Genomic DNA, 23,955 nt, shown 5'->3' on the forward strand with positions numbered 1-23,955 from the left:
TCGCTTTCGCACGCGCAATCGCCGCTTCGACTGCGGCTTTGCGCGGATCGACCTCAGTGGCAGGCGCAGCGCTTTCCGGTGCAGCCGGCGTGGTTTCAGCCGCTGGTGCGGCAGCTTTCTTCGCCTTGGCGCGGGCAATCGCCGCTTCCACCGCCGCTTTACGCGGATCGCCTGACTGGCGGCTCAGCGCCTGGGTTTCAGCTTGTTTCTCGGCCTGCTGCGCCAGAGCTTGTGCGTGACGCGCTGCGCGCTCTGCCGTTGCTTGCTCGGGTGTTTTTTCCTGACGCGCTTTCACACGCGCCACGGCGGCATCACGTTCACCCTGATCGCTACGCGCCACGCGCTGCTTGGCCTGTTCATGACGCGCTTCACGCGCCTGTTTTTCACGCTCTAAACGTGCCAGACGGGCTTCAAAGCGGGCTTTAGCTTCGGCGGTACGTTGCGCTTCAAGGTCGATGGCGCGCAGTTCGGCCTTCTCCTGGCGATAATATTGCACCAGCGGAATATTGCTGGGGCAGACATAGGCGCAGGCGCCGCACTCAATGCAGTCATCGATATTATGCGCGCGTGCTTTATCGTGATCGCCGCCCTGGCTGTACCAGAATAGCTGCTGCGGCAGCAGTTTCGCCGGGCAGGCATCCGCACAGGCGCTGCAGCGAATGCAGGATTGTTCTTCCTGATCGTTGCCCATCTCGCTGGCGGAAGGCGCCAGAATGCAGTTGGAAATTTTCACCAGCGGCACATTCAGTGATGGCAGGGTAAAGCCCATCAGCGGACCGCCCATGATCACCATTTGGCGTGAACCCGGAGTGAAACCGGCATGTTGTAGCAGATGGCTCACCGGCGTGCCGAGACGTCCCCAGACGTTGCGCGGGCGGGCCAGCGCTTCACCGGTCAGCGTCACTACGCGTTCGGTAATCGGTTCACCGTCAACGATGGCGCGTTTCACCGCCCACGCGGTGCCGACGTTTTGCATCAGCACGCCAATATCGGTGGATCGTCCACCGTGTGGCACTTCAAGGCCGGTGAGAATCTGAGTGAGCTGTTTGGCCCCGCCAGAAGGATACTTGGTAGGGATAACGCGAATCTGCAACTCACGATCGCCGCCCAGCGCCTGCTTAAGTGCGGCAATCGCTTCAGGCTTGTTATCTTCAATGCCAATCAACACGCGTTCGGCCTGTAGCACCCACGCCAGAATGCGGCAGCCTTCCAGCACTTCGGCGGCGCAATCCTGCATTAAGCGGTCATCGGCGGTGATATAAGGCTCGCACTCGGCAGCATTAATGATCAGCGTTTTAACGCCGCGCAGGCCGCCGCGCAGTTTGGTGGCGGTCGGAAATCCTGCGCCGCCTAAACCGGCGATGCCGGCATTGTGGATGCGTTTTACGGCATCTTCACGGGAGAGCGCGCGATAATCGGGCTGTGGATCGAGCGTGGTCCAGCGATCTTCACCGTCGGCACGCAGAAAAATGCACAGCTCAGATAAACCAGAAGGGTGCGCCGTCATGTGCGGCGCAATCTCTTCAATGGTACCGGAGGTGGGCGCGTGCACCGGCAGCATGCGTCCGCCGCCAAACGTCAGCGGCTGACCGCGCAGCACCTTATCACCCGGTGCAACACAAATCTCGCCTTCATGACCGATGTGCTGTTTTAACGGAATGATGAAGCGATCGGGCAGCGGTAGCTGACTGAGCGGCGTACCGTTTGACTGGGTTTTCATTTCCGGCGGATGAATGCCGCCCTGAAAATCCCACAGCTTCTCTTTGCGGAACAGGTTTAACAAATTAAGCATGGGTTTCTACCGGGATCACCCGTACAGGAATGGTGTCGAGATTCCACTTCCAGTTCGCCGTGGTGGTGGCCACTGGGCGCATCTCAATACAGTCGGTTGGGCAAGGCGCAACACAGAGATCGCAGCCGGTGCAAACGTCGCTCAGCACGGTATGCATGGCGCGCGTGGCACCCACAATCGCATCAACCGGGCAGGCCTGAATACATTTGGTGCAGCCGATGCAGTTGGCTTCATCGATCCAGGCAACAGTACGAATCGGTTCCAATACGTCTGCGCCGCCGTCCAGCGGTTGCGGTTCAACGTTGAGCAGCGATGCCAGCTTGAGCATGGTTTGCTCGCCGCCCGGCGCGCATTTATTGATTGCTTCACCGTTGTTACCCACCGCATCCGCGTAAGGACGGCAGCCGGGATAGCCGCATTGTCCACATTGGCTCTGCGGCAAAATGGCATCGATTTGCTCAACAATCGGATCTTCTTCCACCTCGAAGCGACGCGAGGCGTAACCGAGCAGGGCGCCAAACACCAGGCTCAGCGCAGCGAGTACCGCAATAGCAATCCAAATCGCAGTCATTAGAATTTCACCAGCCCGGTGAAGCCCATGAATGCCAGCGCCATCAGACCTGCGGTAATCAGTGCGATCGAGTTGCCTTTAAAAGGCGCGGGCACATTAGCCAGCACCAGACGTTCGCGCATGCCGGCGAACAGCACCATCACCAGCGAGAAGCCGAGTGAAGCACTGAAGCCATACAGCGCAGCTTGCAGGAACGTGTGATTCAGGTTGACGCTCAGCAACGGCACGCCCAGCACCGCACAGTTGGTGGTGATCAGCGGCAGGAAGATGCCGAGCAGGCGATAGAGCGACGGACTGGTTTTGCGCACCACCATTTCGGTGAACTGCACCACGACCGCGATCACCAGGATGTAGGCCATGGTGCGCAGATAAACCAGATCGAGCGGTACCAGAATCAGGTGATTGACCAGCCAGGCGCAGATCGCCGCCAGCGTAATCACGAAAGTGGTGGCAAGTCCCATGCCAATGGCCGTTTCCAATTTTTTTGACACGCCCATAAATGGGCAGAGGCCGAGGAATTTGACCAACACGAAGTTGTTCACCAGCACGGTGCCAATAAAGAGAAGTAAGTAATCGGTCATTTTTTAACCTGGGAAGCCGAAAGGCGTCTATTATCCGGAATTGAGAGCTGCATCTCAACCTTCACGCGGTTTGTGTGGGGGTTGAGAGCACTCAGAATTAAATTGCTGACGAAACTCCCGCCATTACGACTGGATAAACGTCTGTTTAACCCGCTGTGAGCGTTTGAAATAGGGGACAAACACCGCAGCGGCCAGCAGTGACAGCAGTAACGTCTGAATCGCTTTACCATCCGCAACCGGGGTAAAAGCGAAGGTTTTTAGCGCCAACAAAACCGTCATCAACAGCCACAGGATGTAGTGACGCGGTAAACGGCGTGAGCGTTTACAGAAAATCCAGCAAACCCAAATACTGTAGGCCCAAACGACGGCGGCGGTGAGCAGCGACACTGACCATTGCGTCAGCAGCGTGCCGTGTGAAAACAGCGTGGGGCGCAATTCGGGGTTGAACAACGGGCTCAGATACATTGCTACCACAAGGGCACTGGTTAACATCGTCATAATCAGCCACGCCAGCGGCAGCAACAGCCAGCCAGCGATGCGTGGCGGGAAAACCTGTTCGGTCATCGAGAAGATCCTGTTTACAGAAAAGAGGGCGATGCAGAGCGTATCATGTCCAAACGGGGCACGCCCGACCTGGACAACGCAAAAGCGCAGATAAAGCGGGGATAAATCAATTAGATCACGTAACGCCAGACGGTTTTTGGCACCCGGCCAAGATCGTACAGACGTCCGCCGGAGACCAATTCAGCACGTCGATGGTCGGCAGCGCGATACATATTGATGATCTCGTTATCATCAGTCAGGGAATAATTAAGATGGTCGTAGAGTTTTTCCAGACTATCGAGATTATTCACTTTACGAAATTTCATCAGGTAATCTAACGCAGTCATGATTGCCATTTAAAAATAAAGTACTCGGAAGTGCCCAAGTATAGGGAGCACGCAGCCAGAGTCCATACGCTGGACTTAAAAAAATACAAAATTCAGACAACATGCGCTAATTCGCTCATGAAACGACACTTTTTTGGCTTTTTAGTCATTTAAACGCGCATTTAAAGGGCAATTTAAGCCACTTTTAGGCCCGTCAGCGGTGGGGTTGTTAGAAAATCTCACAGCGTTTATGCGTTATTAATATGGCCGCTGTTTATCCGTCTCTATAATAGTATTTCACGACCGTAATGCGGCTGAATCCATTATTTATTCCTGACTGGTCAGCAAATTTATGTACACGCCATGAAACACCAAATCACAATGTGTGCGAATAATCACAAAACTAATAATTGTTGTTGTGCTCAGGCAGTAACCATTCTTTACGCATCTGCTGTAATCGTTTCCAATGCTGTGATGCATAAGCGATTCTGTTTATTACATTTATTTAACCACCTCCGCTTTGATTTGCAGGCATTTTGTCCATAAGTCTGCTGCCACCTATGCATTGCTCGTTGCCGTAACTCCTTTAATTCACTCTGATTTGTGAAGTATGTCGCGCTTGTTTACGCGCTTTTCAGCCAGGCTTAATTCGCGTTTTGTACCCCTACAACACACTCCCTTCAGAGGAATGAAATCATGTGGAAACGTTTACTCTTGACTGCCATGGTGAGCTCGGCACTCAGTACATCGGTGCTGGCTGCGGATATGACCGTGGGCTTCTCACAGGTTGGCTCGGAATCTGGCTGGCGTTCAGCGGAAACCAACGTGGCGAAAAGTGAAGCGCAGAAGCGCGGTATTACCCTGAAAATCGCCGATGGTCAGCAGAAACAGGAGAACCAAATCAAAGCGGTACGCTCCTTCATTGCGCAGGGCGTTGACGCAATCTTCATTGCGCCAGTGGTGCAAACGGGTTGGGAACCGGTGCTGGAAGAAGCCAAAGACGCCAAAATCCCGGTGTTCCTGTTAGACCGTGCCATCGTGGTAAAAGATAAATCCCTGTATATGGCGGTGGTCACCGCTGACAACGTGCTGGAAGGCAAGTTGATTGGTGACTGGCTGGTGAAAACCGTCGCGGACAAAAAATGTAACGTGGTAGAGCTGCAAGGCACGGTTGGCGCCAGCGTGGCGATTGATCGTAAGAAAGGCTTCGCCGAGGCCATCGCCGGCCACGACAACATCAAAGTGATTCGCTCGCAGTCCGGTGACTTTACCCGCAGTAAAGGTAAAGAGGTGATGGAGAGCTTTATCAAGGCGGAAAACAACGGCAAGAACATCTGCATGGTTTACGCGCACAACGATGATATGGCGATCGGTGCCATCCAGGCGATTAAGGAAGCTGGCCTCAAGCCAGGCAAAGATATCCTCACCGGTTCGATTGACGGTGTACCGGATATCTACAAAGCGATGCTGGCCGGTGAAGCCAATGCCAACGTGGAGCTGACGCCAAACATGGCCGGTCCAGCCTTCGACGCGTTGGAGAAATTCAAAAAAGACGGCACGCTGCCGCCAAAAATCATCAAAACAGAATCGAAACTGTATCTGCCAGATTCCGCGCAGGCGCAGCTCGATACCAAAAAAGGCATGGGTTACTGATCCCCGCGACCGCCCTTCGGGGCGGTTTTTGATGACGTAAGGCGAGGTAGAACCTGATGAGCACCTCCGATGAAGCCGCACTGCTGACTATTAGCGGCGTCAGCAAAGGTTTTCCTGGCGTAAAGGCGCTGGATAATGTCTCGTTCAGCATCCGCAAGGGCGAGATTATGGCGCTGCTGGGCGAAAACGGCGCGGGTAAATCCACGCTGATCAAAGTGCTGACCGGCGTTTACACCCGGGATGCCGGCACAGTTACGCTGAATGGCAAGGCGATTACGCCACACAATACCGCTGATGCGCAGGAGATGGGCATTGGCACGGTTTATCAGGAAGTGAATCTGCTGCCGAACATGTCGGTGGCGGATAATTTGTACATTGGTCGCGAACCGCGGCGCTTCGGCATGATTGATCGTAAACGCATGGTGCGCGATGCCGACCTCTTGATGCGTAATTACGGCTTTGTGCTGGATGTGACGCGCCCGCTTGGTCACTTCTCGGTGGCCATGCAGCAGATTATTGCGATTTGCCGCGCGGTGGATCTCTCGGCGCAGGTGCTGATTCTGGATGAACCGACTGCCAGCCTCGATGCCAACGAAGTCGAGATGCTGTTTACCCTGATGGCGCAGCTAAAAGCCAAAGGGATGAGCCTGATTTTTGTCACCCATTTTCTCGACCAGGTTTATCGCATTACCGATCGTATAACCGTGCTGCGCAACGGCCAATTTATTGCCACGCGCGATACCGCCACACTGCCGCAGATTGAACTGATCAAATTGATGCTGGGGCGTGAGCTGCTGGAAACCGCCTTACAGCGGCAGGGCAGCACGCTACGCAGCAATCAGCCGGTGGTGTCGTTTGAGGATTACGGTAAAAAGGGCACCATTGAGCCGTTCAACCTGCAGGTGCGACCGGGCGAAGTGGTGGGTCTGGCGGGCTTGCTGGGCTCTGGCCGGACGGAAACCGCTGAAGTGCTGTTTGGCATTCGCCGTGCCGATCGCGGCACCGCGACCATTAAAGGCAAGCTGCAAAACATTCGCACACCGGCGAAAGCATCGCGCCTCGGCATGGGCTTCTGTCCGGAAGATCGTAAAACTGACGGCATTATCGGCGCTGCTTCGGTACGCGAAAACATCATTCTGGCGTTGCAGGCGCAGCGCGGCTGGCTGCGACCGATTAAGCGCCGTGAGCAGCAGGAGATTGCTGAACGCTTTATCAAAAGTCTCGGTATTCGCACGCCGCATGCCGATCAACCGGTCGAGCTGTTGTCCGGCGGTAATCAGCAGAAGGTGCTGCTATCGCGCTGGCTGGTGACCAAACCCCAATTCCTGATCCTCGACGAGCCGACGCGCGGCATTGATGTGGGCGCGCATGCTGAGATCATTCGCTTAATTGAGACCTTATGCGCCGACGGACTGGCGCTGCTGGTTATCTCCTCTGAACTCGAAGAGCTGGTGGGCTACGCCGATCGCGTGTTGATCATGCGCGATTTGAAGCAGGTGGCTGAAATCCCGCTGGAGCAGCTGTCGGTGGCTTCAATCGTCAACGCCATAGCCGATGGAGGAGCACAACATGCTTGAATCGCCTATGACACATGATAAACCCGAACGGCGTAAGCCGAAGCTGCCGCCCGGTATGCCGCAAATTGTGGCGCTGATTCTGGTGCTGCTGGTAGATAGCCTGGTGGCGAATAACTTTTTCGCCATTCACATTCAGGATGGGCGCCTGTTCGGCAGTCCGATTGATATCCTTAATCGTGCTGCGCCGGTCGCTCTCCTGGCGATCGGCATGACGCTGGTGATTGCCACCGGCGGCATCGACCTGTCAGTGGGCGCGGTAATGGCGATTGCCGGCGCCACGGCCGCCACCTTAACCGTAGCCGGACATAGCTTGCCGTTCATTATTCTGGTGACGCTCGGCACCGGCCTGGCCTGCGGTTTGTGGAATGGCGTGCTGGTGGCGCTGTTAAAAATTCAGCCATTTGTCGCCACCTTAATCCTGATGGTCGCCGGGCGCGGTGTGGCGCAGCTCATTACCCAGGGACAGATTGTCACCTTCAATAGCGACAGCCTGGCGTGGTTCGGCAGTGGTTCACTGTGGCTGCTGCCGGTGCCAGTGTGGATTACGCTGCTGGTGGCGTTAGTGGTGTGGCTATTGACGCGCAAAACCGCACTCGGGCTGTTTATCGAAGCGGTGGGCATTAATCTGCGCGCGGCGCGTAATGCCGGCGTTAACGGTTGGCTGGTGGTGATGTCGACCTATGTGATCAGCGGCATGTGTGCGGCGGTGGCGGGCATGATCGTCGCGGCGGACATTCGCGGTGCCGATGCCAATAACGCCGGTTTGTGGTTAGAGCTGGATGCGATTCTGGCAGTGGTGATTGGCGGCGCCTCGCTGATGGGCGGACGTTTCAATCTGGTGCTGTCACTGATTGGCGCGCTGATTATTCAGTCGATGAATACCGGTATTTTGCTGTCCGGCTTCCAGCCTGAACTCAATCAGGTGGTGAAAGCGGTGGTGGTGATGTGCGTACTGCTGCTGCAGTCGCCTCGCTTTATTGCCATGTTGAAACGGAGACGCCCGAAATGATTAAACGTCATCTGCCCTTGATGATTACGCTGTTGGTATTTGTGGCGGGTTATCTGTTTTGCCTGAGTCAGTTTCCCGGCTTCGCTTCAACGCGCGTGATCTGCAATATTCTGACCGATAATGCCTTCCTTGGGATTATCGCCGTGGGGATGACCTTCGTGATTTTGTCCGGCGGCATTGATTTGTCGGTGGGTGCGGTGATTGCCTTTAGCGGGGTGTTTCTGGCGCGGGTGATTGGTGATTATCATCTCGATCCGTTGCTGGCATTTGCACTGGTATTAGCGATGGGCGCGCTGTTTGGCGCGATGATGGGCTGGCTGATCGATGCGCTGAAAATCCCAGCCTTTATCATTACGCTGGCGGGGATGTTTTTCCTGCGCGGCTGTAGCTATCTGGTGTCAGAGAATTCGATTCCCATCGATCATCCGCTCTATAGCACGCTGTCGAGCCTGGCGTGGAAGATACCGGGTGGTGGTCGCCTCAGTTTACTGGCGGTCATTATGCTGGTGGTGGTGATCGGCGGCATTATTCTGGCGCATCGCACGCGCTTTGGTAATCAGGTGTACGCTATTGGCGGCAGCCTGGCCTCGGCGCAGCTGATGGGTATTTCAACCCGCGCGACCACCATCAAGATTTATATGTTATCGACCACGCTGGCGACGCTGGCAGGCATTGTGTTTTCGATTTACACCTCGGCGGGCTATGCGTTAGCGGGATTGGGCGTAGAGCTGGATGCCATTGCCTCAGTGGTGATCGGCGGCACCTTGCTGTCTGGCGGCGTGGGCACGGTCCTGGGCACGCTGTTCGGCGTGTTAATTCAGGGATTGATTCAAACCTGGATTAACTTTGATGGCACCCTGAGTTCGTGGTGGACCAAGATCGCCATCGGGATTCTGCTGTTTGCCTTTATCGCGCTGCAACGCCTGCTGACCGTGATGTGGGATCGCCAGCAGAACGCGCCGGTTAAGCGTTTAACCTCTTAGATACTAAACCCCATTGTTTCTGAAACATCGCAGGGTGGCCATTTATGGCCACCTGGTTTGCCTTGTGGCTGCGGGATTGGGTGCTCCGGCAGGAAAGGCCAGCCCGATCGCAAAGAAACCCTGCATCCATGCAGATCGGCCTCGCCCTCCTGGCTCGGACGCTTTGCTCTTCGGGCTGGCCTTTCCTGACCTCGTGGATAATGTCATCGCTGTTTAATAAAGCGGCTACCTACTTCCATTAAAGAGGAAAAGGTGGGCAGTGGAGTAAAGCGTCCGCCGCAAGGATGCGGCGGCCGAGGCTACAGGGATGTATTTACGCCGTCTTTACGCAACGCCCACCTTTTCCGACTGATCAGCACCAATTCCTTCAGCCAATAAAAAGGCCGCGAATCATCGCGGCCTTGGTTAATCCCTGCAACTTCAACGCGCTAAGCGGTAATAGGCTTCATTCCAGCGCAGCGCATCTTTAAATGCGGGTAAACGCGTCTCCTCATCAATCACCAGCACTTCAATGCCATTTAGCTCGCCGTAAAGATACATATCATCTAAATCCAGCGCCTGGCTGAACACCGTATGGTGCGCACCGCCGGCCAAAATCCAGGCTTCAGAGGCGGTGGCCAGCGACGGCTGGGCGCGCCACAGCGCACGCGCCACCGGTAGTTTTGGCAACGGTTTTGGCTGCTCAATGGCATCCACCACATTCACCAGCAGACGGAAACGATCGCCAAGGTCAATCACGCTGGCATTCACCGCGCGTCCAGCAGGCGTGGAGAAGATCATGCGTGCCGGATCGGCTTTATCACCAATGCCGAGGAACTGCACATCAATCAGCGGCTTCTCCTCTTTGGCGATGGACGGGCACACTTCCAGCATGTGCGAGCCCAACACCAAATCGTTGCCAGGTGAGAAGTGATAGGTGTAATCCTCCATAAATGAGGTCCCGCCCGCACGTGCGCCCGCTTGTACCTTGAGGATGTGCAGCAGCGCGGCAGTTTTCCAGTCACCTTCACCGGCGAAGCCGTAACCCTGGCCCATCAAGCGCTGCACTGCCAAACCAGGCAGCTGCGTCATGCCGTGTAAGGTCTGGAAGTTGGTCGTGAAAGCTTTACAACCTTCGGCCTCAAGGAAGCGCTTCAGCCCCAGTTCGATACGCGCCGCATCCAGCACGTTTTGCCGCTTGTCACCGTTTACCGCGGCAGCAGCGGTAAAGCGATATTGGCTCTCATATTCGTCGATTAGCGCGTTGACGTCGCCGTCGCTGACGCTATTAACCACCTCGACCAAATCACCGACGCCCCAGCCGTTCACCGAATAGCCGAACTGAATCTGTGCCGCCACTTTATCGCCTTCGGTCACCGCCACTTCACGCATATTGTCGCCGAAGCGGGCCACTTTCAGCTGTTGGCTAGCCTGTTTGGCCAATGCCGCATTGATCCAGCGACCAATGCGCTGCTGGCTGGTTTTATCCTGCCAGTGGCCGGTCACCACACTGTGTTGCAGTCCCATGCGCGCGCCAATAAAGCCGAATTCGCGGCCGCCGTGCGCGGTTTGGTTAAGGTTCATAAAGTCCATATCCATGCTGTCCCACGGAATCTCCGCGTTGAACTGGGTATGGAATTGCAGCAGCGGTTTATTCAGGATGCTCAACCCGCCGATCCACATCTTGGCCGGAGAAAAGGTGTGTAGCCAGGTAATGATGCCGACGCACTGATTATCGTGGTTGGCGTCGCGGCACAAGGCCAGCGCTTCGTCCGGTGACTTCACCAGCGGTTTTAGCACCAGTTGCGTCGGCAAGGTCCCGGCCTGGTTCAATCCGTCCATCACCTGGCGAGCGTGCTGCTCCACCTGACGCAAGGTTTCCGCGCCGTAAAGGTGCTGCGTGCCAATAACAAACCACACCTGTTGTGCGTTGTGCTGTTCCATAAAATCTCTCCTTTACTGAGCGGATGCGGTGCGTGCGGCATACTGCGGTTCAGCGGCCTGGCACCAGTGTTGATAACGTTGATAAAGCTGCTGATAAACCACAACGCGCTCGGCGTTGGGTTGCAGCGTCACATCAATCGGACTTGCCATCACCTGCTGAGCGTCAGGCACGTCGGCATACACGCCCGCCGCTACGGCGGCAAAAATGGCGGCACCCAGCGCGCAACATTCGTCAGAGGCGACGATATCCAGCGGACGGTTCATTACATCGCAGCAAGCTTGCATGATGGCGGGGGATTTGCGTGCAATGCCGCCGAGCGTCAGGATGCTCTGCACCGGAATCTGCTGCTGCTCGAAACACTCCATAATAGCGCGCGCGCCAAAGGCGGTGGCGGCGATGAGGCCACCAAACAGCGCAGGCGCATCGGTACCGAGATTGAGGTCGGTAATCACCCCTTTTAAGCGCTGATTAGCATCCGGCGTGCGGCGGCCGTTGAACCAGTCCAGCACCACCGGTAGGTGATCAAGCTGTGGATTGGCGGCCCAGGCTTCAGTGAGATTGCGGATCAGATCTTTTTGCAGCGCGGCCAGCTGCGGCTTGAGTTCAGGATGCTGCTGCGCGGCCTGTTGCAACGGCCAGCCCAGCAGGCGGCTGAACCAGGCATAAATATCACCAAACGCCGATTGTCCAGCTTCACAGCCGATCGCGCCCGGCACCACGCTGCCATCAACCTGGCCGCAAATGCCTTTAATGGTGCGGTCGCCGACGGTGTCGCTGTCGGCAATCAAGATGTCGCAGGTTGAGGTACCAATCACTTTCACCAGCGTATAAGGCTGTGCGCCAGCACCAACGGCACCCATATGGCAGTCAAAGGCGCCGCCCGACAAGACCACCTGTTCAGATAAGCCGAGGCGCTGCGCCCACTCGCTGCTCAGCGTGCCGACCGGGATATCGGCGGTCCAGGTTTCAGTGAAGAGCGGGGAGTCGAGCTTTTCGCTCAGGATCGGATCGAGCGCGTTGAAGAAGTCAGCCGGCGGCAGGCCTTGCCATTCCGGATGCCACAATGATTTATGTCCGGCTGCGCAGCGCCCACGTCGCAGTTGCGCGGGGGCGGTGGTGCCGCTGAGTAACGCCGGCACCCAATCGCACAGTTCCACCCAAGACACTGCCGCGTCACGTACCGCAGCATCAGCGCGTGATACGTGCAGTATCTTGGCCCAGAACCACTCCGACGAATACACGCCGCCAATATAGCGGGTGTAATCGTTGAAACGACCGCTACGACACAGCTGATTGATCTCTTCGGCTTCCTCAATCGCGGTGTGATCTTTCCACAGCACAAACATCGCATTCGGATTGCTGGCGAACTCAGGACGCAGCGCCAGCACGTTGCCATCGCGATCGATAGGTGCCGGTGTGGATCCAGTGGAATCGACGCCGATGCCGACAACGGCAGCGCGCTGCTCCAGTGTTAACGCCTTCACCACCGCCACAATCGCCTGTTCCAGCGCATCAATGTAGTCCTGCGGATGATGGCGAAAGCGGTTGCTATGGGGATCGCAGAATTCCCCATTGGCCCAGCGCGCGTAGTTCACCACCGCTTTTTCCAGCTCTTTACCACTGTGGCAGTCCACGGCCAGCGCGCGCACCGAGTCACTGCCAAAATCCAGCCCAATTGTTATGGTGCCAGCACCCATTGGGATTCTCCTGTGTGAGTTATCTGGCTCTATCCTGGAAGGGTGGCGCATAAGCGGTTAGTCATCAGCGGCTGAGAATATGCACTTTTCTGCCATCGGCGACGTTGTGTGATCCATAGCAAAAGTTAATGGCCGGTTAAATTCGCTGTATATATGGAGAATTTTGTCATCGTTTTAGGATGTGATACCGCTCTACATTTTTCCCCGTCATTCCCGCTACAACTAGCCCAGCGTTTGCACAGCCTTTGCACAACCGCTGCGCTAACGCACTGATTTTCAGCCTTACCCTATGAATAAATTTGATTGGTAGCGTTTACACCGATTGGTTAATAACAGCCAAAAACATCATTGTGCCGGAGAGCATCATGCATAAATTCACTAAAGCGCTGGCGGCGGTTAGTCTCGCCGCGGTTATGTCACAATCCGCTATCGCCGAGACCATGAAACTCGGTTTCCTCGTTAAACAACCGGAGGAGCCCTGGTTCCAGACAGAATGGAAATTCGCGGATAAAGCGGGCAAGGATCTCGGTTTTGAAGTGATCAAAATTGCGGTACCTGACGGCGAGAAAACCCTCAATGCCATCGACAGCCTGGCCGCCAGCGGCGCCAAAGGCTTCGTCATCTGTACACCGGATCCCAAGCTCGGTTCGGCGATTGTCGCCAAAGCGCGCGGCTACGGTCTGAAAGTGATCGCGGTAGATGACCAATTCGTTACTGCCAAAGGCAAGCCGATGGATACCGTGCCCCTGGTGATGATGGCGGCGACCAAAATTGGCGAGCGTCAGGGACAAGAGCTCTATAAAGAGATGCAGAAACGCGGCTGGGATGCGAAAGAGACCGGCGTAATGGCGATCACGGCTAACGAGCTCGACACCGCACGTCGTCGTACCAGCGGTTCAATGGACGCCCTGAAAGCGGCCGGATTCCCGGAGAAACAGATCTATCAGGTGCCGACCAAATCCAATGATATCCCAGGCGCATTTGACGCCGGTAACTCGCTGCTGGTGCAGCATCCGGAAGTGAAACACTGGTTGATTCTTGGCATGAACGATAACACCGTGCTGGGCGGCGTGCGCGCCACCGAAGGCCAGGGCTTTAAAGCACCGGACGTCATCGGTATCGGCATCAACGGCGTGGATGCGGTGAGTGAGCTGTCGAAAGGTTCTGCTACCGGTTTCTACGGCTCGCTGCTGCCAAGTCCGGATGTGCACGGTTATAAGAGCAGCGAGATGCTCTACAACTGGGTCACTAAAGATCAGGAACCGCCGAAGTTCACCGAAGTCACCGATGTGGTGCTAATTACCCGCGATAACTTCAAAGCCGAACTGGATAAGAAAGGGCTGAAGTAATTCCATCTCTCCCAAAACAATATTAACAGGTAGCCAAAATGATTCGTGCTGTAACAAGGCGGCAAGTGCACTTATCCCCGGGAGCTTACTTAGGTAAGTGACCGGGGTAAGTTCACGCAGCCAACGCCGTTACAGTGCGAAGCATGCAGGCTTAGAGGAGTTACCATGAACACTGATCCAGTATTTCTGTCGTTTCATGGCATTAGCAAAACCTTCCCTGGCGTGAAAGCGCTGCAGGACATCTCATTCAGCTGCCGTGCCGGTGAAGTGCATGCGCTGATGGGGGAAAACGGTGCCGGTAAATCGACGCTGTTGAAGATCCTCAGCGGCAGCTATCAGCCGAGCGGCGGTGAGATTCGCATCAAAGGCCAGCCGAAGAGCTTCAACAATACGGTGGATGCGCTGGATGCCGGCGTGGCCATCATTTATCAGGAGCTGCATCTGGTGCCGGAAATGAGCGTGGCCGAGAACATCTATCTCGGCCAACTGCCGCACAAGCGTGGGCTGGTGAATCGCAAACTGCTGCGCTACGAGGCAGGTTTACAGCTGCAAAATCTGGGGATGAATATCGATCCGGATATGCCGCTGAAATATCTGTCGCTGGGCCAGTGGCAGATGGTGGAGATCGCCAAAGCGCTGGCGCGTAATGCGCGCATTATCGCCTTTGATGAACCCACCAGTTCGCTCTCGGCGCGCGAGATCGACCATCTGTTCCGCGTTATTCGCCAGCTACGCGAGCAGGGCCGCACCGTGCTGTACGTGTCGCATCGCATGGAGGAGATTTTTGCGCTCAGTGATGCCATTACCGTGTTCAAAGATGGCCGCTATGTGCGCACTTTCACCGACATGAAAAACACCCATCATGACGATTTAGTGCAGGCGATGGTAGGGCGCAATCTGGGGGATATTTACGGTTACGCGCCACGTGAATTGGGCCCGGTGCGTCTGCAGTTGGACGCGGTGGAAGCGAAAGGCGTGCGAATGCCGATTTCACTGACGGTGCGTGCCGGTGAGATCGTCGGCCTGTTTGGGCTGGTCGGTGCGGGGCGCAGCGAACTGATGAAAGGGCTGTTCGGTGCCACCAAACTGCGTGGCGGCACCGTGACGCTGGATGGCAAAAAGCTCAACATTCGCCAGCCGATTGATGCGATTCGCGCTGGCATCATGCTGTGTCCGGAAGATCGTAAATCCGAGGGCATCATTCCGGTGCATTCGGTGCGCGATAACATCAACATCAGCGCGCGCCGTCACAATCTCACCGCGGGTTGCCTGATTAAACCGAGCTGGGAGGCGAAAAACGCGGATATCCATATTCGTTCGCTCAACATCAAAACGCCCGGTCCGCAGCAGCTGATTATGAACCTGTCGGGTGGCAACCAGCAGAAGGCGATTCTCGGTCGCTGGCTGTCGGAAGAGATGAACGTGATTCTGCTGGATGAGCCAACGCGTGGCATTGACGTCGGCGCTAAACATGAAATCTATAACCTGATTTACCAGCTGGCGAAGAAGGGAATTGCGGTGCTGTTTGCCTCCAGCGATCTACCGGAAGTGATGGGTTTAGCCGACCGCATTCTGGTGATGCGCGAAGGTGAGATCGCCGGTGAACTGCCCCACGATACGGCCACAGAGCAGCTGACGCTCAGCCTGGCGATGCCAATAACCACTCAAGCGGCCGCCGTGGCCTGATGTAAAGGAGATCCATAATGGCTTCATCTACCACTTCGAACACGCCACCGGCGCAGCGCAATGGGCTGCAGCTGGGGCGGATTTGGGACAACTTCGGCATGCTGGTGGTGTTCGCGCTGCTGTTTATCGTCTGTGCCATTTTCGTGCCGAACTTTGGTTCGATCATCAACATGAAAGGTCTCGGCCTGGCGATGTCGATGTCCGGCATGGTGGCGTGCGGCATGCTGTTCTGCCTGGCTTCCGGTGATTTTGACCTCTCGGTAGCCTCGGTGATTGCCTGCGCCGGCGTCGTGACCGCGGTGGTGATCAACATGACCGAAAGCCTGTGGATTGGCGTGGCAGCAGGTTTGCTGCTCGGCATGGCCACCGGCTTTATTAACGGTTTTGTTATCGCCCGACTGAAAATCAACGCCTTGATCACCACGCTGGCGACCATGCAGATTGTGCGCGGCCTGGCTTACATCTTCTCCGACGGTAAAGCGGTGGGCATTGAAGACGAGCGCTTCTTTACCCTCGGTTACGCCAACTGGCTGGGCGTGCCTGCGCCTATCTGGCTGACCATTGCGACCATGGTGCTGTTCGGTTTCCTGCTGAACAAAACCACATTTGGCCGCAACACGCTGGCGATTGGTGGCAATGAAGAAGCCGCGCGCCTCGCCGGCGTGCCGGTGGTGCGCACCCGTATCATCATCTTTATCTTGTCGGGTTTGGTCTCGGCGGCGGCAGGTATTATTCTGGCTTCGCGCATGACCAGCGGCCAGCCGATGACCTCACTCGGTTACGAGTTGATTGTGATTTCCGCCTGCGTGCTGGGCGGCGTTTCGCTGAAAGGCGGCATCGGCAAAATCTCCTACGTGGTGGCGGGGGTGTTGATTCTCGGTACGGTTGAGAATGCGATGAATTTATTGAATATCTCGCCGTTCTCACAGTATGTGGTGCGCGGTTTGATACTGTTAGCGGCGGTGATTTTTGACCGCTACAAACAGAAAAATAAAGCCGCCTGATAACCCCGGCTGAGCGCGCCTGATCAAGGGCGCGCTCAGCGCATTTCACGCGAAAAGTGAGGGCACTATGTACCACCGTGAACCCCCGAGTGAGCAGCAGAACCCCTTATTGCCGGGTTATCCCTTTAACGCCTGGCTGGTGGCGGGGTTGACGCCGATTAACGCCAACGACGCGCTGGATTTCTTTATTGACCGCCCGCACGGCATGAAAGGCTACATCCTCAACTTGACCATTAAAGGTCAAGGGCGCGTGTTTGATGGCGAATCTGCCTTCGACTGCGAGCCGGGCGATTTGCTGCTGTTTCAACCGAAAACGCCGCACTATTATGGCCGCGCGCCCGATAGCCCGTGCTGGTTCCACCGCTGGGTCTATTTCCGTCCGCGTGCCTACTGGACCGACTGGTTGCAGTGGCAGGATGAAAGCCAGGGCGTTGGCCGTTTGCGCCTCACCGAAGCGCAGCGTGCCGAGTTTGATCGCCTGTTCGCCAGCATTGAGCAAACGCATAATTCCGGACGCCGTTTCGCCGAAGAGCTGGCGATGAACCTGTTGGAACGTCTGCTGCTGCGCGCAGTGGAAGAAGATCCGCGTAGCCATCAGCAGATTCGCGATCCGCGCGTGATTGAAGCCTGCCAGTACGTCACCAATCATCTGGCGGGTGAAGTGAAGATTGAAGAGGTGGCGCGCCATGTTTGTTTGTCGCCGTCTCGCCTGGCGCATCTGTTCCGCGAGCAGATGGGCATAAATTTGCTGCGCTGGCGGGAAGACCAGCGGGTGATCCGTGCCAAACTGCTGCTGCAAACCACCCAGGAACCGATCGCTTCGGTTGGCCGCGAAGTGGGTTACGATGACCAGCTCTATTTCTCGCGTGTGTTCCGCAAGCGGGTGGGCGTAAGCCCCAGCGACTTCCGCCGCCGCAGCCAGGATGCGCAGGATGCCTTGGTGGCGCATGAGAGCTGGCAATCCGCACGGAGTGCTATTTCCTGAGTTTTCAGGTGATTCCGCCTTGTTCTTACAGACCGATTCGTCTTAAATCAGTCTGGTAACGAACAAGAGGAATGAGAATGAGCGATAAACTACGTGTCGGCCTAATCGGCTACGGTTTTGCCAGCAAAACCTTCCATGCACCCTTGATCGCCGGTACGCCGGATGTTGAGCTGGCGGCGATCTCAAGCAGCGATGCCAGCAAAGTCCATGCTGACTGGCCGTCAGTGCAGGTGGTTTCCGATCCACAAGCGCTGCTGGACGACCCGACACTGCAACTGATTGTTATTCCGACCCCGAATGACACCCATTTCCCCTTAGCCAAAGCGGCACTGAACGCCGGTAAACACGTGGTGGTTGATAAGCCGTTTACCGTGACGTTGTCACAAGCGCGTGAGCTGGATGCATTGGCAAAAGCCAAAGGTTTGCTGCTGTCGGTGTTCCATAACCGTCGCTGGGACAGTGATTTCCTGACGCTGAAAAATCTGCTCAACGAAGGAACGCTGGGCGAAGTACGCTACTTTGAATCGCACTTTGATCGCTTCCGTCCGGAAGTGCGCCAGCGCTGGCGTGAGATGAAAGGCGCGGGCAGCGGTATCTGGTTCGATCTTGGACCGCACGTGCTGGACCAGGCGCTGCAGCTGTTTGGTACGCCAGTCGCCATCAACGTGGATATGGCCGAACTGCGTCCGGGCGCGCAAACCACCGATTACTTCCATGCGGTGCTGACCTATCCAACGCGTCGCGTGGTGCTGCATGCCAGCATGCTGGTGGCGGCGGAATCAGCACGCTTTGTGGTGCACGGCACCCGTGGCAGCTACGTCAAATACGGTCTGGATCCGCAGGAAGATCGGCTGAAAGCGGGTGAGCGTCCGCCACAGGAAGATTGGGGCTATGACATGCGCAACGGCACGCTGACGCTGGCGGAAGGCGATGTGATGGTGGAGAAAGAGTTGCTGACACTGCCGGGTAACTATCCGGCGTACTATGCCGGCATTCGCGATGCCATTGCCGGTACGGGTGCGAATCCGGTACACGCGGAAGAGGCGATTCAGGTGATGGAGTTGATCGAGCTGGGCTTGCAGTCCGCCGAAAAACGCCAGACGATGTCGTTGCGGTAATCAGTATCGGTCGCCATCAATGGCGACCCTACGTTGTTGAGTGCGCATTTATGCGCACTTTTTTTAGCCCGCTACGCGTGCGCGCAGCGCTGCTTTTTCTGCATCATTCAGAAACGCGATGGTCACGCCATTGTCCTGTGCCTGACGCATCTCTTCAGCGCTCAATCCCGCCTGTGGCGCCGCCACTTCGTATTCATGCGCCAGTTCAACGCCCTGAACTGCCGGATCGTCAGTGTTGATGGTCGCCAGAATGCCGTGTTGCAGGAAGGTTTTCAGCGGATGATTGCTCAGCGATGACACGGTGCTGGTCTGAATATTCGAGGTCAGGCAAGATTCAATCCCAATACGCTGCTCGGCGAGGAAATCCATGAGCGCACGATCTTCAATCGCCTTGACGCCGTGACCGATACGTTCAGCGCCCAGTTCACGAATCGCTTGCCAAATGCTTTCCGGACCTGCCGCTTCACCGGCGTGGACGGTAATGCGGAAGCCCGCATCGCGTGCCCGATTAAAGTGGCTCAGGAATTCGCTGCCCGGGAAGCCTAACTCATCGCCGGCCAGATCGACCGCAGTGATGCCATCGCGATGCGCCAGTAAGCCTTCCAGCTCACGCAGGCAGGCTTCCTCGCCAAAAGTACGGCTCATGATACCCGTCAGGCGAACATCGACGCCGTATTGCGCAATACCGGCACGCACGCCGTCAATCACCGCTTCAACCACGCCGGCAATCGGCAGGTTGTGGGTCATCGCCATATAACCTGGTGAGAAGCGCAACTCCGCATAATGGATACCGGCACGCGCCGCATCCTCGACGTTTTCCAGCGCAATGCGACGGCAGGCATCAAGATCGCCCAGCACTTTCACGCCCCAATCCAGTTTCTGCAGGAAGCTCACCAGATCCGGCTCGTTGGCGGTGACCTGCACATGCGGACGCAATGCATCGAGCGAATCGGCGGGCAGCGCGAGATTATATTGGCGACCTAAATCGAGAATGGTTTGTGCGCGAATATTGCCATCAAGGTGGCGGTGGATATCGGTGAGGGGGAGTTTAAGATCAATCATGGCGCACTCGCTTCAGTTTCATAAAGTGCAGAGGATTATAAAAACATCTTGCGCAACAGCGCCAGCGATTTGCGCAAACAGTAAAACGGATGCTGAATTAATCAGCATCCGTCGCATTTTAGAACGATTTTAACCCGGCGATCAGACGATCCAGCCCGTCATCCAGTTTGCTACGCGGGCAACCGGCGTTAAGACGCAGATAACCGCGACTCGCCGCACCGTAGGTGGAACCGGGCATGATCGCCACTTTGTATTGATTTATCAGACGCTGTTGTAGCGCCTGTTCGTCCATGCCAAGTGGATTGAGATCGATCCACGCCAGATAGGTGGCGGCCGGTGGCTGCCAGTTGAGCGGCGGACACGCGGCTTTCAGGCGCTGCGCGATATGCTGCATATTGCCGCGCAGATAATGACGCAATGCATCCAGCCACGGCGCGCCATCGCGATAAGCGGCAATGGTCGCGGCAACCGCCATAACCGCCGGTGAGGACAAGCCATCCTGCTGCTTCAAGGCGCGGAACCACGCCTGACGATCGCGCTCGTCAGGAATGATGCCCCAGGCGCCGGTCAGCGCCGGAATGTTGAAGCTCTTGGAGGCCGAGGTAAATAACACCCAATCAGATGCGGCAACCTTGCTCCACGGCGTATGACGCACATCACCCAGCACCATATCCATATGAATTTCATCGCTGATGACCTTGACGCCGTGTCGCTCGCACAGCATCGCCATCTGCTGCAACTCCTGCAATTGCCACACTTTTCCTGTTGGGTTATGTGGACTGCAAAGCAGCATCACTTTGCAGCGCGGCCGTGCCAGTAACGTCTCCAGCTTTGCCATATCACAAACCCATTCGTTACCGTGACGCTGCAGCGGCAGCTCCAGCACGCGACGCTGATTGCCATTGATAGTGTGGTAGAACGCATCGTAGGCGGGCGTGTGGATCAGCACTTCATCGTCAGGCTGCGTCCAGTGGCGCAACAGCTGCGCCACCATATAAATCACTGACGGGCCATAAACCAATGATTCTGCCAAGACTTCAGTATTAAATCGGCTGCGCATCCAGTGCTGCAGTGCGGCGAGAAAATCATCATGCTGCCAGCGGCTGTAACCGAAGACACCGTGGTCGAGTCGCTGCTGTAGCGCCTCGATGATGCAAGGCGCGGTGGCGAAATCCATATCGGAGATGGTGAAGGGCAGTAAGTCCGCCACGCCGAAGCGGTCGGCGACAAAATCCCACTGCGTGCACCAGCTGCCGTGGCGATCGACCACGCGATTGAAAGCGAAATCCTGCATCATTACACCGTTGCGCTCATCAGGTGCGCCATCTCATCTTTCACCGACTGTACCTGCGGCCCCATCACCACTTGCAGATTGGTGGCATTGACATGGACCACGCCAATCGCGCCGTTGGCTTTCAGTGTCGCATCATCCACCTTGCTCATATCGACCACGGTAATACGCAGACGCGTCAGGCAGTTATCCAGCGAAGCGATGTTTTCAACGCCGCCCAGTGCCGACAGAATTGCTGGCGTATTAAAGCCTGATTTCCCCACGCTGGCACGGCTGACCTGCTGAGCCACGCTGTTGGTCTCGATTTCGCGGCCCGGTGTTTTGATATTGAAGTGACTGATAGCAAAGCGGAAGATGGCGTAATAGCCCACGAACCACACTGCAGCAATCACCGGCACCCAGTACCATTTGGTCGAGAGGCCGTGCAGTACGCCGAACACGAAGAAGTCGATGACGTTGCCGTCGGTGTTACCGATGGTCACGCCAAGCATCGCCATCACGGTAAAGCCTAAACCGGTCAACAGCGCGTGGATGAGATACAGCACCGGCGCGACGAACAGGAACAGGAACTCCAGCGGTTCAGTGGTGCCGCCTACTACGCAGGCCACCACACCAGAAATCAGCAGCCCTTTAATTTTATGACGATTTTCCGGACGGGCGCAGTGATACATGGCTAAAGCCGCACCGGGCAAACCACCGAGGAAGGCCGGCATTTTACCCTGCGACAGGAAACGCGTGGCGCTCTCGGCAAAGCCGTGCGTATCCGCACAGGCCAGCTGCGCCTGGAAAATGGTTAACGCGCCGCTGACGCTTTTCCCGCACACATCCAGCGTGCCGCCGGCATCGGTGAAGCGAATGATCGCCACCAGAATGTGCTGTAAACCAAACGGCAGCAGCAAACGTTCACCGGTACCGAAAATCATCGGGCCAAATTCACCGGCACTGTTGATTACCCAGCCAAGACCGGTAATCGCGCGGGCGAAGAAAGGCCAAATCAGCGGCACCACTAAGCCCAGCACGCCCATTGCCATTGCCGTGACGATCGGCACAAAACGCGTACCGCCGAAGAAGGCCAGCGCATCCGGTAGGCGAATGTTGTGGAAACGCTCGTGCAGCCAGAACACCACGACGCCGACGATCACCGCGCCGAGAATCCCGGTGTCAATCGATTGAATGCCGAGGATGTTTTGCACGTTGTTGGCTTTCAGCACCGCCGCATCGGTGGTCGGCAGAATGCCGTTGATATTGAGCCAGAAGTTGATACTCAGGTTCAGCACCGCATAACCGACAAAACCGGCAAACGCCGCTACGCCTTTATTCTCGCGCGCCATACCGAGTGGAATGGCAATCGCAAACATTACCGGCAGATAGCTGAAAGCAAATGACCCGATTTTCGCCAGCCAGATAAACAGGTATTGCAGGAAAGGCTGATCGAGCAGAGGAATCAGCGTCAGAACGTCGTGGCTGCTGAGCGAACTGCCGATCCCCAGCAAAATGCCGCAAAACGACAGCAGCGCAACGGGCAACATAAAGGTTTTACCCAGACTTTGGAAAAACTCCCAAAGTGACATTTTCGGGCGGGTGGCGGACATAGGATCTCCTGGCAAAAAAGTGAAAGGCTTCAATGTGGTCAAGGATGATAAAACGTTTTACCACTTATTTTTGTGGCTATAATCACAAAGAGTGACTAATTGCAGACTTTATTTTTGATGAAATCAGTGTAACGTTTTATCTCTTTGTTTTTGCTCGTCGGTAACGGAACACTATGTCCCAGCAGAAAACCACTATTCATGATGTGGCATTGGTCGCCGGGGTTTCGGTCTCTACCGTGTCGTTGGTGTTATCAGGAAAAGGGCGCATCTCGCCCGCCACCGCCACACGCGTCAATCAAGCGATTGAGCAGCTTGGCTATGTACGAAATCGCTCTGCATCCATCTTGCGCGGCGGAGAAAGTGGCGTCATCGGCTTGATTGTGCGCGATCTTAGCCAGCCCTTTTATGCCGCAATGACCGCCGGACTCAGCGAAATACTGGAGCAGCAGGGCAAAGTGCTGGTGCTGACACAAAGCGGTCAGCACGGACAGCATCTTAAACGCTGTTTTGACACGCTGGTGGCGCAGGGCGCGGAGGGCATTGTGCTGGGCGGCGCGGTGGCGCAGGCGGAAACGCTGGTACCGTTAGCACAAGAGCAGAACATCGCCTTGGTCTGCGCCGCGCGCGCCAGCAGTTTGGACAATGTCGATTCGTTACGTCCCGACAACAGCCAGGCGGCACGCATCGCCACCGAATATCTGATTCGCCAGGGCCATCAGCGTATCGCCTGGATGGGCGGATTAGGATCGTCACTGACGCGAGCGGAGCGGATTGGCGGCTATTGCGCTACCTTGCTGCAATATGGCTTGCCGTTTCGATCCGACTGGATCATTGAGTGCGACGATCGCCAGCAAAGCGTGTCGGCATTGACGCTGGCATTGCTGCGCCAGCATCCCGGCATCACCGCAATTCTGGCGCATAACGGCAGCACCGCGCTCGGCTGTTACTTCGGGGCGTTACGCTGTGGGCGAACCTTTGGCGAAGGCGCGGTAGACAGTTATTACACCCAGCAGCTGGCGCTGGTGGGCTTCAACGACGATCCGCAGCGCGAATTACACGATCCCACCATGACTTTTGTCAGTAGCGAAGCGCGGGATGTGGGGCGGCGTGCAGCGGAGAGAATGTTGCAGCGGCTGCTGCAGCCAGAGGCGGAAATTCAGAGTTTGATCGTACCGCCGCAATTGATGCGCGGGGAAGCGTAAGGGCGGCCAG

At 56.3% G+C, this 23,955-nt stretch carries 20 protein-coding genes; 10 read left to right on the forward strand and 10 right to left on the reverse strand.

What is annotated here, in order from left to right:
• The 5 genes from rsxC to ydgT form a co-directional block, all read right to left on the reverse strand.
• Positions 1-1,792, reverse strand: a 1,792-nt coding sequence (gene rsxC / locus PMI17_RS23760) for an electron transport complex subunit RsxC (RefSeq protein WP_007893770.1), incomplete at its 3' end; no start/stop codon positions are given.
• The gene (gene rsxB / locus PMI17_RS23765) at positions 1,785-2,363 is read right to left on the reverse strand and encodes an electron transport complex subunit RsxB (protein WP_007893772.1); all 579 of its coding nucleotides are present in this window, start codon (positions 2,361-2,363) and stop codon (positions 1,785-1,787) included. The genes rsxB and rsxC, both read right to left, overlap by 8 nt.
• Positions 2,363-2,944, reverse strand: a complete 582-nt coding sequence (gene rsxA / locus PMI17_RS23770) for an electron transport complex subunit RsxA (RefSeq protein ID WP_007893776.1) — start codon at positions 2,942-2,944, stop codon at positions 2,363-2,365. The genes rsxB and rsxA overlap by 1 nt, the downstream gene beginning before the upstream one ends.
• 123 nt (positions 2,945-3,067) lie before the next feature.
• On the reverse strand, positions 3,068-3,508 hold the full coding sequence (locus tag PMI17_RS23775; RefSeq protein ID WP_007893779.1) for a DUF2569 domain-containing protein: 441 nt from the start codon (positions 3,506-3,508) through the stop codon (positions 3,068-3,070).
• Between the two features lie 110 nt (positions 3,509-3,618).
• Positions 3,619-3,834, reverse strand: a complete 216-nt coding sequence (ydgT, locus tag PMI17_RS23780; protein ID WP_036622212.1) for a transcription modulator YdgT — start codon at positions 3,832-3,834, stop codon at positions 3,619-3,621.
• Between the two features lie 675 nt (positions 3,835-4,509).
• Here ydgT and ytfQ point away from each other — a divergent pair.
• The 4 genes from ytfQ to yjfF are packed head-to-tail and all read left to right on the forward strand — an operon-like array spanning position 4,510 to position 9,035.
• Positions 4,510-5,466: a galactofuranose ABC transporter, galactofuranose-binding protein YtfQ gene (gene ytfQ, locus PMI17_RS23785; protein ID WP_007893793.1), complete on the forward strand. Its 957-nt coding sequence runs from the start codon at positions 4,510-4,512 to the stop codon at positions 5,464-5,466.
• Positions 5,467-5,522: 56 nt separating this feature from the next.
• Positions 5,523-7,043: a sugar ABC transporter ATP-binding protein gene (locus tag PMI17_RS23790; RefSeq protein WP_007893794.1), complete on the forward strand. Its 1,521-nt coding sequence runs from the start codon at positions 5,523-5,525 to the stop codon at positions 7,041-7,043.
• Complete coding sequence (ytfT, locus tag PMI17_RS23795) at positions 7,036-8,052, forward strand: galactofuranose ABC transporter, ATP-binding protein YtfT (RefSeq protein ID WP_007893797.1); 1,017 nt, start codon at positions 7,036-7,038, stop codon at positions 8,050-8,052. The genes PMI17_RS23790 and ytfT overlap by 8 nt, the downstream gene beginning before the upstream one ends.
• On the forward strand, positions 8,049-9,035 hold the full coding sequence (gene yjfF, locus PMI17_RS23800; protein ID WP_007893799.1) for a galactofuranose ABC transporter, permease protein YjfF: 987 nt from the start codon (positions 8,049-8,051) through the stop codon (positions 9,033-9,035). The genes ytfT and yjfF overlap by 4 nt, the downstream gene beginning before the upstream one ends.
• Before the next feature lie 420 nt (positions 9,036-9,455).
• Here yjfF and araA read toward each other — a convergent pair whose 3' ends face one another.
• Together araA and PMI17_RS23810 are read right to left on the reverse strand one after the other, a co-directional pair.
• Positions 9,456-10,958 carry an L-arabinose isomerase gene (araA, locus tag PMI17_RS23805; protein ID WP_007893802.1) on the reverse strand — a complete coding sequence of 501 codons (1,503 nt, stop codon included), beginning with the start codon at positions 10,956-10,958 and terminating at the stop codon, positions 9,456-9,458.
• 12 nt (positions 10,959-10,970) lie between these two features.
• Positions 10,971-12,656, reverse strand: coding sequence for a ribulokinase (locus tag PMI17_RS23810; protein WP_007893806.1), 1,686 nt, complete (start codon positions 12,654-12,656; stop codon positions 10,971-10,973).
• A gap of 365 nt (positions 12,657-13,021) precedes the next feature.
• Between PMI17_RS23810 and PMI17_RS23815 the strand changes: the two genes are divergently transcribed.
• The 5 genes from PMI17_RS23815 to PMI17_RS23835 all read left to right on the forward strand — a co-directional run bounded on the left by PMI17_RS23815 (position 13,022) and on the right by PMI17_RS23835 (position 18,798).
• Positions 13,022-14,005, forward strand: a complete 984-nt coding sequence (locus PMI17_RS23815) for an arabinose ABC transporter substrate-binding protein (RefSeq protein ID WP_007893809.1) — start codon at positions 13,022-13,024, stop codon at positions 14,003-14,005.
• 165 nt (positions 14,006-14,170) lie between these two features.
• Complete coding sequence (gene araG, locus PMI17_RS23820; RefSeq protein ID WP_007893812.1) at positions 14,171-15,691, forward strand: L-arabinose ABC transporter ATP-binding protein AraG; 1,521 nt, start codon at positions 14,171-14,173, stop codon at positions 15,689-15,691.
• Between the two features lie 17 nt (positions 15,692-15,708).
• Positions 15,709-16,695 (forward strand): L-arabinose ABC transporter permease AraH, encoded by a 987-nt coding sequence (gene araH, locus PMI17_RS23825; protein WP_007893814.1) that lies wholly within the window; start codon positions 15,709-15,711, stop codon positions 16,693-16,695.
• Between the two features lie 67 nt (positions 16,696-16,762).
• Complete coding sequence (araC, locus tag PMI17_RS23830) at positions 16,763-17,680, forward strand: arabinose operon transcriptional regulator AraC (RefSeq protein ID WP_007893815.1); 918 nt, start codon at positions 16,763-16,765, stop codon at positions 17,678-17,680.
• A 77-nt stretch (positions 17,681-17,757) separates the two neighbouring features.
• On the forward strand, positions 17,758-18,798 hold the full coding sequence (locus PMI17_RS23835; protein WP_007893818.1) for an oxidoreductase: 1,041 nt from the start codon (positions 17,758-17,760) through the stop codon (positions 18,796-18,798).
• A 63-nt stretch (positions 18,799-18,861) separates the two neighbouring features.
• Here PMI17_RS23835 and add read toward each other — a convergent pair whose 3' ends face one another.
• The 3 genes from add to malX all read right to left on the reverse strand — a co-directional run bounded on the left by add (position 18,862) and on the right by malX (position 22,743).
• Entirely contained in the window at positions 18,862-19,860 is a 999-nt protein-coding gene (gene add, locus PMI17_RS23840; RefSeq protein ID WP_007893822.1) for an adenosine deaminase, read from the reverse strand.
• 118 nt (positions 19,861-19,978) lie between these two features.
• The gene (locus tag PMI17_RS23845; RefSeq protein ID WP_007893827.1) at positions 19,979-21,157 is read right to left on the reverse strand and encodes a MalY/PatB family protein; all 1,179 of its coding nucleotides are present in this window, start codon (positions 21,155-21,157) and stop codon (positions 19,979-19,981) included.
• Positions 21,157-22,743 carry a maltose/glucose-specific PTS transporter subunit IIBC gene (gene malX, locus PMI17_RS23850; RefSeq protein WP_007893830.1) on the reverse strand — a complete coding sequence of 529 codons (1,587 nt, stop codon included), beginning with the start codon at positions 22,741-22,743 and terminating at the stop codon, positions 21,157-21,159. The genes PMI17_RS23845 and malX overlap by 1 nt, the downstream gene beginning before the upstream one ends.
• A gap of 173 nt (positions 22,744-22,916) precedes the next feature.
• Between malX and malI the strand changes: the two genes are divergently transcribed.
• Positions 22,917-23,945, forward strand: a complete 1,029-nt coding sequence (malI, locus tag PMI17_RS23855) for a Mal regulon transcriptional regulator MalI (RefSeq protein ID WP_007893832.1) — start codon at positions 22,917-22,919, stop codon at positions 23,943-23,945.
• Positions 23,946-23,955: the final 10 nt, after the last annotated feature.

Origin of the sequence: Pantoea sp. GM01, from assembly GCF_000282675.1 — a bacterium.
Lineage (GTDB): Bacteria > Pseudomonadota > Gammaproteobacteria > Enterobacterales > Enterobacteriaceae > Pantoea > Pantoea nemavictus.

Coding starts and splice junctions, on each gene's coding strand:
- PMI17_RS23810 (WP_007893806.1), bottom strand. CDS start 12,656: ATGGGTGCTGGCACCATAACAATTGGGCTGGATTTTGGCAGTGACTCG.
- PMI17_RS23775 (WP_007893779.1), bottom strand. CDS start 3,508: ATGACCGAACAGGTTTTCCCGCCACGCATCGCTGGCTGGCTGTTGCTG.
- araH (WP_007893814.1), top strand. CDS start 15,709: ATGGCTTCATCTACCACTTCGAACACGCCACCGGCGCAGCGCAATGGG.
- PMI17_RS23815 (WP_007893809.1), top strand. CDS start 13,022: ATGCATAAATTCACTAAAGCGCTGGCGGCGGTTAGTCTCGCCGCGGTT.
- ytfT (WP_007893797.1), top strand. CDS start 7,036: ATGCTTGAATCGCCTATGACACATGATAAACCCGAACGGCGTAAGCCG.
- PMI17_RS23845 (WP_007893827.1), bottom strand. CDS start 21,157: ATGATGCAGGATTTCGCTTTCAATCGCGTGGTCGATCGCCACGGCAGC.
- PMI17_RS23790 (WP_007893794.1), top strand. CDS start 5,523: ATGAGCACCTCCGATGAAGCCGCACTGCTGACTATTAGCGGCGTCAGC.
- yjfF (WP_007893799.1), top strand. CDS start 8,049: ATGATTAAACGTCATCTGCCCTTGATGATTACGCTGTTGGTATTTGTG.
- araA (WP_007893802.1), bottom strand. CDS start 10,958: ATGGAACAGCACAACGCACAACAGGTGTGGTTTGTTATTGGCACGCAG.
- rsxA (WP_007893776.1), bottom strand. CDS start 2,944: ATGACCGATTACTTACTTCTCTTTATTGGCACCGTGCTGGTGAACAAC.
- araG (WP_007893812.1), top strand. CDS start 14,171: ATGAACACTGATCCAGTATTTCTGTCGTTTCATGGCATTAGCAAAACC.
- rsxB (WP_007893772.1), bottom strand. CDS start 2,363: ATGACTGCGATTTGGATTGCTATTGCGGTACTCGCTGCGCTGAGCCTG.
- malX (WP_007893830.1), bottom strand. CDS start 22,743: ATGTCCGCCACCCGCCCGAAAATGTCACTTTGGGAGTTTTTCCAAAGT.
- ytfQ (WP_007893793.1), top strand. CDS start 4,510: ATGTGGAAACGTTTACTCTTGACTGCCATGGTGAGCTCGGCACTCAGT.
- add (WP_007893822.1), bottom strand. CDS start 19,860: ATGATTGATCTTAAACTCCCCCTCACCGATATCCACCGCCACCTTGAT.
- PMI17_RS23835 (WP_007893818.1), top strand. CDS start 17,758: ATGAGCGATAAACTACGTGTCGGCCTAATCGGCTACGGTTTTGCCAGC.
- malI (WP_007893832.1), top strand. CDS start 22,917: ATGTCCCAGCAGAAAACCACTATTCATGATGTGGCATTGGTCGCCGGG.
- ydgT (WP_036622212.1), bottom strand. CDS start 3,834: ATGACTGCGTTAGATTACCTGATGAAATTTCGTAAAGTGAATAATCTC.
- araC (WP_007893815.1), top strand. CDS start 16,763: ATGTACCACCGTGAACCCCCGAGTGAGCAGCAGAACCCCTTATTGCCG.